Origin of the sequence: Bradyrhizobium yuanmingense (assembly GCF_029167105.1) — a bacterium.
GTDB classification, from domain to species: domain Bacteria; phylum Pseudomonadota; class Alphaproteobacteria; order Rhizobiales; family Xanthobacteraceae; genus Bradyrhizobium; species Bradyrhizobium yuanmingense_A.
Genome location: NZ_JARFML010000007.1, coordinates 222,832 through 235,364, shown reverse-complemented (window position 1 = coordinate 235,364; position 12,533 = coordinate 222,832). Strand labels below are relative to the sequence as shown.

General features: G+C 59.5%; 5 protein-coding genes. All 5 read right to left on the bottom strand.

Annotation, left to right across the window (positions count from 1 at the left end):
- Nucleotides 1-126: 126 nt before the first annotated feature.
- Nucleotides 127-639, bottom strand: coding sequence for a glycosyltransferase (locus tag P0R31_RS12080; protein ID WP_275514248.1), 513 nt, complete (start codon nucleotides 637-639; stop codon nucleotides 127-129).
- Between the two features lie 583 nt (nucleotides 640-1,222).
- Complete coding sequence (locus tag P0R31_RS12075) at nucleotides 1,223-2,650, bottom strand: HlyD family type I secretion periplasmic adaptor subunit (protein ID WP_343299311.1); 1,428 nt, start codon at nucleotides 2,648-2,650, stop codon at nucleotides 1,223-1,225.
- The gene (locus P0R31_RS12070) at nucleotides 2,647-4,866 is read right to left on the bottom strand and encodes a peptidase domain-containing ABC transporter (RefSeq protein WP_275514246.1); all 2,220 of its coding nucleotides are present in this window, start codon (nucleotides 4,864-4,866) and stop codon (nucleotides 2,647-2,649) included. Before P0R31_RS12070 ends, P0R31_RS12075 begins: the two co-directional genes overlap by 4 nt.
- Nucleotides 4,844-5,164, bottom strand: coding sequence for a hypothetical protein (locus P0R31_RS12065; protein ID WP_275514245.1), 321 nt, complete (start codon nucleotides 5,162-5,164; stop codon nucleotides 4,844-4,846). Before P0R31_RS12065 ends, P0R31_RS12070 begins: the two co-directional genes overlap by 23 nt.
- A 10-nt stretch (nucleotides 5,165-5,174) precedes the next feature.
- A complete protein-coding gene (locus P0R31_RS12060) occupies nucleotides 5,175-12,449 on the bottom strand; it encodes a DUF4082 domain-containing protein (RefSeq protein ID WP_275514244.1) in 7,275 nt (2,424 codons plus the stop codon).
- Nucleotides 12,450-12,533: the final 84 nt, after the last annotated feature.

Here is a 12,533-nt window from a genome sequence, read left to right as displayed (position 1 = left end):
CGAGCATGGCTGTGCGCTTTTTCCGGCAATCTTCGTTTGCTGGCTTAGGCGGCGGTCTCCGTCATCGTTACGGCACGACTGGAGAGAAGAAGAGGCTCGGCCGTACCGTAACTTCATGTCCACCGCCTAAGCTGAAGCGCTGTTAGGCCCGGAACGAACATGTCCCGTTTCGATGAAAGTCCGAATTGCCGTGATCAGCTGCGGCGATGCTTCGCCACCGAGGCGTTCGCATCGATTGATTATGTCCAATTGATCCAATTTGTCCGTTAATTCCCGTTCGTCGAAAGCGACCTCAATACGGCCTTGCGCGGCGAACTGTTTTGCCGTTGCGATCTGATGATCGTTTCGGTGTTCACCCAGGCACGCACGACGTGGCATGACAATGATTCGCTTTCCGAGCTCGAGGGCGGTGATAATGGAGCCCATGCCTGCATGAGCGATCACCACGCTTGCCGCCTCGACGCAACTTTTGAATCGACTTGGATCAATGAATCGTTCGGTACGGATGTGCTTGAATGGATAATTTGATGGCCCGATCTGAGCGAAAACATCGCTTCTTGCGTGTGCACCGGCCCATTCGTCGACCGTTCGGATCAGACGGTCGAATTGCACTTGCGTACCGACTGTTACGAAGATCATAACGCGGATCCTTCATCGTTGCGTTCGACATACGAACAAGGAGATGTACCGCTACCACACGCGCCTGGGCTCCTGACAAATGCGGTCCGGCCATTCGCGCTCGAACTACATACGAGGCGATGCCCACTGCCCCTGCGAAGATGTCGTACGCCGGCCAGCCCACAACCGCGCTCGCGAGATCGACCGTGTCGGCCATACCTTGAGTATCGAAGGACCATCGCAACATCCACGCACGCACCGCAGCTCTCGCATAAAAATGTCCATTCAATATTTTAATTATTATTCTATAATACCGCGCGAGAGATTATTTTCAAGAAGATAAATAATAATAATTTTAAATCTGGCCCCGGCCAGCGTGCGGCGCTCTTCCCTCCGCCGCCGCGACTCGCTCCGTCAGTTCGATGCAAGTTCCGCGTTTCTGTGCGAGCGACTTCATTGGGCGAGGATCCATCCAAACGATTGATGTGCGACCGGCGGCCATGTTCGGACTCCAGCACCAGGCCTCAAAGGGCGTAGTTCGACTCTTGCGAGCGCGCGCCCAGTCGGGACTGATCTTCCTGAACCGGCATCTAGGCTGAATTGCCTAGTACTCGCGGATGCTTTCATCCAATCCGCGTAGCAATGGATAGAGGAAGTAGGAGATCACGGTGCGCTTGCCGACTTTCAGTTCGGCCGACACCGCCATACCCGGAATCAGTTGAATGCGTTCAGTTGACAGCCGAAGGTGCGTGCCCGACAAATCGACCAGTACGCGGTAATAGGGAGCTGGCGCGCGGCGCGCGCCTTCGGCCTTCGTATCCGGCGAGAACGTATCCTGACTGATGACGCGGACTTCTCCCGTTGCGGTTCCATACTTCTGGAACGGAAACGCTTCGAACTTGATCCGAACCGACTGTCCGAGCGCCACCTGACCGATATCCCGCCCCTCAACGTTGACCTCCGCCTGAAGCGGCACGTCGCGCGGAACCAGGACAAACAGCGTTTCGGCTTCGCGAACCACCGAGCCGACTGTCCGGTTCGCGATATCCAGCACCACGGCATCTGCCGGCGCCTGCAGGACGATCAACTGTCGACGGAGCTCGGCCTTCTTCAACTCCTCTGCTGCGCTATTGCGCTTCGGCAGCGTCTCCACCAGTTCCTGATAAGTGGTGCGACGCAACTCCTCGGCGAATACTTTTCGGTCGGCGCGGGCCTTCTCCAGCCGATGGGTACTATCGGCGATACTGCCGCGAACACGCGCCAGATTGCTTTCGACCTCGAGTCGTGCATCGCGAGACAGTAGGAAGTTCAGCCTCGAACCGACCTCCTTATCCATCAGCGTGGTTCGCATCGCTTCAATCGAACGCATCGTGTCGAGCCGCTGAAGGAGAACCGCCTCTTCATTCTGTGCTGTCTTGAGATTGGCTTGCGCGGAAGCAATCTGTGCGTCGTAGTTCTGGATCTGCGCCTCATAGGCGGCTCTCCTCTGCAGGAACAACTTGCCTTGCAGGATCTGATCCGCATTCGTCAGCTCTTTGACGGTATACTCGATTCCATTCAATTCAGCGCTCAGACGATCGATCGACGCATCGAATCCAGCCACTCTGCCGCGCAGTTGGTCGAAATCCGCCTGCGAAAACGTCGGATCGAGGGTCGCCAGAACGTCGCCGCGGTTGACGCGATCACCGGCCTTGACGTGGATCTCGCGTATGACCGACGTTTCCAACGGCTGCACGACCAGGTTGGGACGCGTCGTGGTGAGTTTTCCCTGCGCCGTGACGATCATCTCCACCTGCGAAACGGAAGCCCAGATGACCGCGAAAGCAATCAGTGCAAGTACGCCGTAGAGGGTGAAACGCGCGAGCCGCGGTGGCGCTTGCTGCTCGAGTTCGGTCGCATCGGACTGGAATTCGGCGATGACTGGCGCTCGCCTCGGTCCTGGCCTGAATAGCCTGCGGCGGCGCTCGACCGATTTGACCGGAACAAGTCCGTTCGGCTTCACGTCCGCGCGTGATGGCCCTGTCTCCCTCATGCAATCTGCTTCATCTGTTGATTCCACAAATGCCTGTAGATGGTGCATTTCGATAGCAGGCGGTCGTGGCGATCCATATCGACGATTCGGCCACGGTCCATCACCAGGATCTGGCTTGCTTCGGTCAGCATCGACAACCGATGCGAGACGACGATAACGGTACGTCCTGCCGCCAAACGGCGGAGATTGCGCCTGATGATCATTTCGCTTTCGGCATCGAGGGCACTCGTCGCTTCATCGAAAATCAAGATCCTTGGATTGACGATCAGGGCTCTCGCAATCGCGAGCCGCTGCTTCTGCCCGCCGGACAGGTTCGAGGCATCCTCTTCAAGCATGGTGTCGAAGCCACGGGGCAACCGTTCGATGAACTCGTCGGCGCCGGCGAGCTGCGCTGCAGCGACGACCTCGGCAAAGGTGGCATCACGTTTCACGCAGGCGATATTGTCGCGAATCGTCCCGCGAAACAGGAAATTGTCTTGCAGGACAATCCCAAGGTTTCGGCGCAGATGCGCGAGGTCGAGCTCCCGCGAGTCATATCCGTCGATGCGCAGCAGCCCCTGCTGCACTGGATACATGCCCGAAATCAGCCTGGTGAGAGTCGTCTTGCCTGAGCCGCTCCGTCCCACGATCCCGAAGATCGATCCTGGCTCGACAGTGAAGGAGACATCATCAAGCGCCGGCGATCCCTCGGATCCGTAGCGAAAAGAGACCCCTTCGAACTCGATTTTGCCGGCAAGGTCGGGCCGCAGCCCATCTTTGCGACCGTCGCGCTCAGGCTTCTGATTCATCACCTCGCCGAGCATTTTCACTGCAAGAGCCACTTCCTGGTATTCGTGCACCATGGTCACGAGCTGGACCAGCGGTCCAGAGACCCTGCCGGCCAGCATATTGAAGGCGACCAACGCGCCGATTGTCATTTCGCCGGCGAAGACATCGAGTGCCCCGACGGAGATGATTCCGAGCGTCATGATCTTCTCGAGAAATCCGGTGAGCGCCTGGGCGCCTGCGGAGATCTTCTCGACACCGAATCGCATGGTCACGGACTGCGCGCAGCGGCTATCCCAGACCCTGCTCTGCGCTGGCTCCATCCCCAGCGATTTCACGGTGCGCATGCCGTGAACTGTTTCGACGAGGAGAGCCTGCCGCGCACCTTCCGCTTGGTATAGATCGTACAGTCGTCGCCGAAATGGCCCCATGAGCAAGCCGACGACGGCGCCGCTCGCGGCGGTGAAGGCCAGGACCATCAAGGTCAATTTGACGCTATAAAGCGCAAGGACCGGCAGGAAGACGAATAGCGAAAGCGCATCGAGGGTCGTCAGAAACAAGCGCCCGGTCAGAAACTCACGGATCCTCGCCGCCTGCTGCATGTGCTTGACCAGGACGCCGGCGGCCATGTGCTCGAAAAACGTGACCGGCAGCCCGAGGAGATGACCGAACGTCTTCGTAGCAACGCGAATGTCGACCCTGTTGGTCGCATATAGCAACAAGTAGCGCCGCAGAAAGCCGAATATCGCGTCAAAGACGAGCGCTACGGCCGCTCCTGCCGCGAGTACGTACAGAGTGGTGAAGCTCTCGTGAACCAGAACCTTGTCGATGACGAGCTGGAAAAATATCGGGATGACGAGGCCCAACGCATAGAGCAGGATGGCGGCAATGGCGACGTCCCTGAACAGCCGCCATTGAAGAAGCAGTTCCGGCACAAACCACCGGAGGCCGAAATTCCCTCGGCCATCCTGTGTCAACTGCTCGCGCTTGATCAGGATCGTGTCACCGGCCCACTGCGCACAGAATCGATCGCGCTCGACAACCAAGACCTCGTGCTTACGGTCGGCGAGCGGGTCGAAGATGCTGACGACCTCGGTGCCATCAGTTCGCCGTCCCGCACCAAGGACAGCGATCCAGTTGCCATTGGCGAGCCTCGCCAGCGCCGGATAGGCCTCTCCAAGACCAATCAGCGCGCCCCAATCCAGCTTCGTGCTCCTCGCGCGCAGGCCTGCATCCTTCGCCATGCGCAGCAGGAGATTCAACGAGAGCGGGCCGGCTACCGCATACGCATGCTTCAAGCGTTCGACCGGCAGATCTATGCCATGGTGACTGGAAACCTTGGACAGGCATTCCAACGCCGTCTGGGTCGACAATCCGGGCGCGGGCGCATCCGCAACATGATCCTTCGCGCCGCCAGCGGCATCGATGTCAGCGGAAATTCGAAGAGACATTCAAAGACCGTGTGTTGGGCGCCAGCGTATCACGTACTCCCGATGCACCGTTGTGCGATTGAGATGGCTGGTTCCGCCGGACCACGCCGGCATCAACCAGGCCCTGAAGCGCCTTCTGCATCACGTCCACCGAGTTGGCAAAAGATTCGACTGAAAAGATCAGCCGCTGAGAAAATACGCGCTTCGGGGCGTTGTTGGCGTCACGCTCTGTCGGTGAAAGACTGACCAGATCGACGCGGACGATGGTTCCGCTGACGGTGATTTCTTCGATTCCATCGGTATAAAGTTCGGCGTGCATCTTACGTCTCCTATGCTGCTAGCTGAGGTCTGAATAGGACGTCCACGGCATAACTCGTCGCGTTGAAACTGCTCGTCGGGAACAAACTATTGGTCCCATACGCGTAAACGCCGTTGCCGCCGCTCGACGACGACGACGGAGCCGTTAGCGGTCCGCTCGTGAGGGAGCTGGCGAAGAGGTTTGGATCCGCAGAATAGCCTCCCGCACTGTGGTAAGACGCAACATACGTGGTCCCCGCAGCGATCGTCACCGGAGTGCTGAAGTTGACCTGCTGCCAGCCACTCGCCGTTTCGTTGGTGAACGTGGCCGTCGCCAGAAGCGTGCCGGTACTGCTCCACAGATCGGCAACGTGCGTCCCCGTGTTGGACGGTCCCTTGTAGAAACGCAGCCCGATGATATCACCCGGGGTGGAGGCCTGGAATTTCATACCAACCTCGATCGCCTGGCCATCATTGGCCGATACAACACTCGGCGTGGGATTGGAGCTGAACAGGCTAACGACGTTGGACGATGGGGCATGCACCGTCACGTTGACGGAGGCGCTTGCAGTGCCGCCACGGCCGTCTGAGATGGAGTAGTCGAAAGAAGTCGGCCCGGTAAAGCCGCTCGCTGACGTAAACGTCACCGAATTGTTCTGGGCGTTGAAGCTGGCGGTCCCATTAACGGCACCGCTCACGCCAGTAATCGTCAGAGCGTCTCCGTTCGGATCAGTGTCGTTCGCAAGCAGTGCCGCCCCGTCGATAGTAAAAGGGACGCCTTGAGTGGCGTGGAAGCCGCTGTCCGTCGTAGCCACCGGTTGCCCGTTGCTGCCGCTGGTTCCGTTGAAGACGACGTCGACCCAGTAGTTGCTGGCGTTGTACGTGCTGGTCGGGAACAGGTTGCCGGCGCCGTAGGTGTAGACGCCATTGATGCTCGCAGGAGCCGTGAGCGGACCGCTGGTGCGCGCGGTGGTGAAGTAGTTGGTGGTGGACGCGTAATGGCCATTGCTGTGAAAGCTCGCCACGTAGGTCGTGCCGGCCGAGATGGACACGGGATTGCTGAACGTGACGGTCTGCCAGCCACTGCTGCCCTCGTTGGTGAACGTCGCACTCGCCAGCAGCGTGCCGGTACTGCTCCACAACGAGCCCGTATGAGTCCCGGGGTCGTTCGCACTCTTGTAGTACTTGACGCCAGTGATCGTGCCGGCCACGGAGGACGTGAATCTCACGCCAAGGTTGACTTGCGACGCATCGGAATCCGACAGGATGGCCGGCGTGTCCGAGCTCGAGAACAGGCTCACGGTTGAGGGCGTTGTCGTCACCGTGAGATTAAACGTCTCGCTGGCTGACAGGCCGCCGAGATCGGTGACCGAGGTCTTGATGCTGAGGGTGCCAACATCGCTGGACGATGGTGTACCGCTGAAGGTCCGCGTCGAGGCATTGAAGGTCAGCCATGCGGGAAGTGCCGTGCCGTCGGCGGCTGTCGCCGTGTAGGCGAGCGAATCCCCGGAATCGACGTCGGTGAAGGTACCCGCAGGCAGCGTCAAGGAGAATGACGTACCGACCGTTGCGGTCTGATTGCCGGTCTGGGCGGCCAGCACCGGCGCGTCGTTGGCGCCATGGATTGTGACCGTGAGTGTGGTCGATGACGTGGCGCCGGCGGCGTCGCGCATCGTGTAATTGAAGATATCGCTGAGCGTGTCGGTCGACTGCCGCAAGGCCTGCACGGCCGCATCCGTCTCGTTGACCGTATATGTAAAGCCGCCCGAGGCATTGAGCACAAGGCTGCCGCGCGCTCCAGACAGCGCTGAACCGAGTGTGCCGCCGGTCGAGCCGAAGCTGACAGCGGTGACCGTCTTGGTATCGCCCGCGTCGGGATCGGTATCGTTGGTCAGCACGTTGCCAGTCGCCGCCGTGCCACCGACGCTGTTGCTCACGCCGCCCTTTTCGGTGGCATCACCGGTGTCGGCGACCGCAGTTGGCGCCGAATTGTTGGGACTGGAGGAGCCGTTGAAGACGACGTCGACCCAGTAGTTGCTGGCGTTGTACGTGCTGGTCGGGAACAGGTTGCCGGCGCCGTAGGTGTAGACGCCATTGATGCTCGCAGGAGCCGTGAGCGGACCGCTGGTGCGCGCGGTGGTGAAGTAGTTGGTGGTGGACGCGTAATGGCCATTGCTGTGAAAGCTCGCCACGTAGGTCGTGCCGGCCGAGATGGACACGGGATTGCTGAACGTGACGGTCTGCCAGCCACTGCTGCCCTCGTTGGTGAACGTCGCACTCGCCAGCAGCGTGCCGGTACTGCTCCACAACGAGCCCGTATGAGTCCCGGGGTCGTTCGCACTCTTGTAGTACTTGACGCCAGTGATCGTGCCGGCCACGGAGGACGTGAATCTCACGCCAAGGTTGACTTGCGACGCATCGGAATCCGACAGGATGGCCGGCGTGTCCGAGCTCGAGAACAGGCTCACGGTTGAGGGCGTTGTCGTCACCGTGAGATTAAACGTCTCGCTGGCTGACAGGCCGCCGAGATCGGTGACCGAGGTCTTGATGCTGAGGGTGCCAACATCGCTGGACGATGGTGTACCGCTGAAGGTCCGCGTCGAGGCATTGAAGGTCAGCCATGCGGGAAGTGCCGTGCCGTCGGCGGCTGTCGCCGTGTAGGCGAGCGAATCCCCGGAATCGACGTCGGTGAAGGTACCCGCAGGCAGCGTCAAGGAGAATGACGTACCGACCGTTGCGGTCTGATTGCCGGTCTGGGCGGCCAGCACCGGCGCGTCGTTGGCGCCATGGATTGTGACCGTGAGTGTGGTCGATGACGTGGCGCCGGCGGCGTCGCGCATCGTGTAATTGAAGATATCGCTGAGCGTGTCGGTCGACTGCCGCAAGGCCTGCACGGCCGCATCCGTCTCGTTGACCGTATATGTAAAGCCGCCCGAGGCATTGAGCACAAGGCTGCCGCGCGCTCCAGACAGCGCTGAACCGAGTGTGCCGCCGGTCGAGCCGAAGCTGACAGCGGTGACCGTCTTGGTATCGCCCGCGTCGGGATCGGTATCGTTGGTCAGCACGTTGCCAGTCGCCGCCGTGCCACCGACGCTGTTGCTCACGCCGCCCTTTTCGGTGGCATCACCGGTGTCGGCGACCGCAGTTGGCGCCGAATTGTTGGGACTGGAGGAGCCGTTGAAGACGATGTCGACCCAGTAGTTGCTGGCGTTGTACGTGCTGGTCGGGAACGTGCTTCCGGATCCGTAGGCATAGACCCCGTTGCTGCCAGCCGGAGCCGTTAGCTGCCCGTTGACAAGCGATGTCGTGAAATAGTTCTGGGTACCGGAATAATTGCCGTTGGTGTGGTAGGATGCGACATAGGTGGTGCCTGCCGTAATCGCCACAGGCGTGGAGAAGTTGACCTGCTGCCAGCCGCTGGCTGTCTCGTTCGTGAATGTCGCAGTTGCCAGCAGGGTTCCGGTCGAGCTCCAGAGATCCGCAATATGAAGACCCGTATTCAACGATCCCTTGTAGAAGCGCAGGCCGGTTATCGTCCCGTTCACCGATGCGGTGAACTTGACTCCGAGTTCGACGGGGCTGGTATCCCCGGAATTGGGGACGCTTGGCGCATCATTGGTGCCGAACAGGCTCTGCGCGAAGACCGGATAGTTGACCTTGAGGGACACTTGGCCGGAACCACTTTGGCCGCTCGTGTCTGTGATCGTGTACGTGAAACTCGCCGCGCCGGCATAGCCATTGGTAGGAGCAAAGGTCACCGTCTGGTTCTGCGAGTTGTAGCTTACGCTTCCGTTGACCGGGTTACCGACGCTGGTGAGCGAGAAAGCCAGCCCGGAGGGGTGGGTGTCGTTCGCAAGCAGCGTCGATGCCGCTATATTCAGCAAGCCATTCTGGGTAACCGTAAAGCCACTGTCGCCATTAGCTTGTGGCGACGCCACGCCTGAATCATCGAAAACGACGTCTACCCAGTAGTTGGGGGCTTTCGTGGAGGAAACGTTGCCGGGGAAGGTCGGGCCGCTGCCATAGGCATAGACACCGTTGAGGCTGCTACCCGGCGCGGTGAGCGCACCTTTCGTAACGCCTCCATAACCGATGAAGTAGAAGTCGGTTGCGGAATAGTGACCGGTGTTCGCGTGGTAGGAAGCAACATACGTCGTGCCAGCGTTCACACTGACGGGCGTGGCAAAATTAACCTGCTGCCAGCCGCTCGCGGTTTCGTTGGTGAAGGTGGCGCTCGCAAGCAGCGTGCCGTTTGCGGTCCAGAGATTTCCGCTGTGGGTGCCGGTATTCTGAGGCCCTTTGTAGAAGCGAATGCCGGTGATCTTCCCCGACACGGCCGGGACGAATCTGACGCCAAGCTCAACCGAGGCGGAGTCGCTGTCTGAGAGCAACGCAGGCGTATCGGTGCTACTGAAGAGTGTCAGGTTGGAAGATGGTGTGACCGTGTAGGTTGCGCCCGCACCGGATGTTTCCAGGTTCAGGCTGTCGTCCACCGCCCTGGTTTTGAGATTATAGGTCCCTTGGGCCCCTGTGACGAACGTGTATGACCAGGTCACGGTCGCCGCGCCGACATTGCTGTTGGTTGGGTGCCAGGTGCTTCCACCATCTGTAGAAATTTCGACGCCGGCAATCTTTCCGCCCGCGTCATTGGCCGTCCCCGTCACCGTGATCGATTGCCCCTCGACAACGCTGGCGGCGGAGAGATTGCCGATACTAGACGTCGGCGCCGCTGTGTCGGTCGACCGAATCGCGGCCGTCAGGTTTGCTTGCAGCGTCGCCGGCTGAACGCCCATATCAGCGAAAAGGTTGACCATCGCCTGCTGGACATTAGGGTCTACCGGAGTCGCAGGTCCGTCATGGTCGCTTGCAAGCGCCCACGGCCAGTTGATCGAACCGGCCGAGAATATCAGTGCGCCACTGACGGGATCTCGATGCAGCACGAGATTGTGGGTTGCCGTGCCGTTTGCGAACGAGTTGCCATAATCGAGGAGAAGCTGTCCATTCACCTGCAATGTGGTAGATGAGACACTCATCAACCCCGCTGGGCGAAATCCGTTGTCCGGCGCCGTGTCCCATTCAACGCCTAACAGGCCAGGTACCAGCGAGGCGGTCTGCCCGGGTGACGTTTGCGCGACGGCCGTATTGCGCCAGAAGCGCAATTGGGTCATCGGATACGGTATCGTGATCGTATCATACCGGAATGCATTGACCGCGAACAATGTACCGGTCAACTCGTTCGAAGGGAGAGGCGGACCGAACCGCGGGTCAGAGTAATTGCCGGTCGCCTGTCCTGTTGGATCAATCAACGCATTTGCGTGCGTATCCTTGTAGCTAATGAGTGTGCGATTGGCTGATCCGCTGCCATCGATGCTGGGTGCCAACCTTGTTTTCCAATAGATCTCGTTGCCCGTGAGAAAGGCAAGGTTCACGCCAGCATGCGCTGCGGCCTGTACGTTGGCACGCTGAGCTTCGGTCCAATACTCGTCATGCCCCGCGTCCATGAAGACTTTGTGATTGAGCAACAACGAGCCGTTCGTCGCAGCATCGATTCCCGAAATGTAAGAAACGTCGTACCCGTTTTGCTCGAGCCACTGAATGGCCGCAAACTCAGCCGTGAACGGGGAGTCTCCCCCCTCGGAAAAGGTTCCCTCGCCGTCACGCGTTATGAGGGGGCGATTGTAACTGACCGCGTAGGCTGATCCACGGACGCCCGGACCATTCCCGAAATATAGGTTGGCCCCTCCCCAGCCGTTGTAGGCTTGCCAGTCCTGATCACTTGTCTGGAGGACGATGTCGCTGTGCGAGGCGTCGTTCCTTATGATGAATGGGATCTGGAAAATCTCGTTGCCGTTGACAACGCTGGCTATGTAGACGCCCGAGACCGCATCGCTCGGTACGCTCCAGGAATCGGTCACGCTCCAATTGCCGGCATCGACGAGCCCGGTCGACGGATCGCGCAATGGATCGGGTTGGACGACCGCCGTTGCGGCCTGATGCTGTAGGCTCGTAACCAGCCGGGCACCATCGCCGCCGTAATAGCCCAGCCGGTAGACATCGACGCGATAGTTCGGATTGCCGGTCAAGTTGTTGATCTTGAATTGGACCGTCCCCCCGACATTGGTGCTGATCGCTGTCGCAAACCCTTCGGTCAGAGTTGAATTCTCGCCCGGCTGAATCTGCCAGACACTCTTCGGCGTACCTGGCTTCTGGTTTTCCAGCACGATGGGATTCGTGGGCGGATCGGAAACAATGGTGCCTCCCTGCCCATTGCTTTCAAACTTCCAATTCGAGTTCATCCCCGAGAACAGCAAGGAGACATTGGCCGCACCATTGCTGAAATCGACCGTGCTGATGTTCGAGCTATTGTCGTAGTGGACGGTCGCCGACATCGACGATGTAAAGGGAAGATCCTTCAAGTGGATGAGGTTGCCTGGCGCAAGCGGCGCTCCCGGCGACGAACCCGCGATCAAGCCGTGGAAGTTGGCCGACTGATCGAGGACAAGCGTGCCAGTTCCCGTTTCGAACGACACCGTTATGCCGGAGAACGATCCATTCAAGAATTGGCCGGAAACCGAACCTCCGATATCCAGGATCGCCTTGTCTGCAATCTCGAAAGATCCAGAACCGCTGACGTCACCCTTGAACTCCCCGGTCGGAATGCGATTGCCGAGGAACGCTCCAACCTCGACCGTCCCATTGTTCAGCACATCGCCTTCGACGATAAACGGCGAGCCGGCATCCAACGAAAGCGTCGCCCCTGCATCGAGGATCAGACTCCCAATATCAACACCGGTCGCGGTCGTGACGACATACGTTCCTGCTGCGTCGAGGAACGCAGCGTCGATGGTGCCCGGGAGCCCGGCGCTCCAGTTCGCTGCGACATTCCAGGCTCCGTCAGTCGGACGGACCCAGTGAGTGGCGCCGGGGGTGGAAGCCGATTGCGCCGCTCCGATCGCCACAGATGAGAACGTTGGCGTCAGGCCATTATGACCGCTCGTCAAAGACGTCGAAGATAGCAGCGCAGGCAGTCGCGACCGGGAAGGTGGTGCAGCGAAGAGCGCGGGGATAACGCCGCGCGAGCCCGCCGAGTCGGCCCGAGACGTCCGTTCGAAGAACGAGGCGTCCCCCCCTGCAGCGAATGACGCGCTTACTGACCGATCAACAACCCGCGGAGCCCAGAGGCCAAGTGCGTCGAAACCCGCGAAAGCGCTCGCGAACGGCGATTCCTGCCAAAGGGCTGGAATATCCTGCTCCCAAAGAACGTGCCGAGTTCCCCGGCCGAAGGCGGTCGCCTTTTGAACCAGCATGAGCATACCGATTAAATTAATAATCGCCTCTCAATATTTTAATTATACTTTAAATCACGGTCAATTCAATACATATAATTCAAC

Excerpts from the sequence above, each read along its gene's own strand:
- P0R31_RS12075 (WP_343299311.1), bottom strand. The coding sequence starts at position 2,650 with ATGAGGGAGACAGGGCCATCACGCGCGGACGTGAAGCCGAACGGACTT.
- P0R31_RS12070 (WP_275514246.1), bottom strand. The coding sequence starts at position 4,866 with ATGTCTCTTCGAATTTCCGCTGACATCGATGCCGCTGGCGGCGCGAAG.
- P0R31_RS12080 (WP_275514248.1), bottom strand. The coding sequence starts at position 639 with ATGATCTTCGTAACAGTCGGTACGCAAGTGCAATTCGACCGTCTGATC.
- P0R31_RS12065 (WP_275514245.1), bottom strand. The coding sequence starts at position 5,164 with ATGCACGCCGAACTTTATACCGATGGAATCGAAGAAATCACCGTCAGC.
- P0R31_RS12060 (WP_275514244.1), bottom strand. The coding sequence starts at position 12,449 with ATGCTGGTTCAAAAGGCGACCGCCTTCGGCCGGGGAACTCGGCACGTT.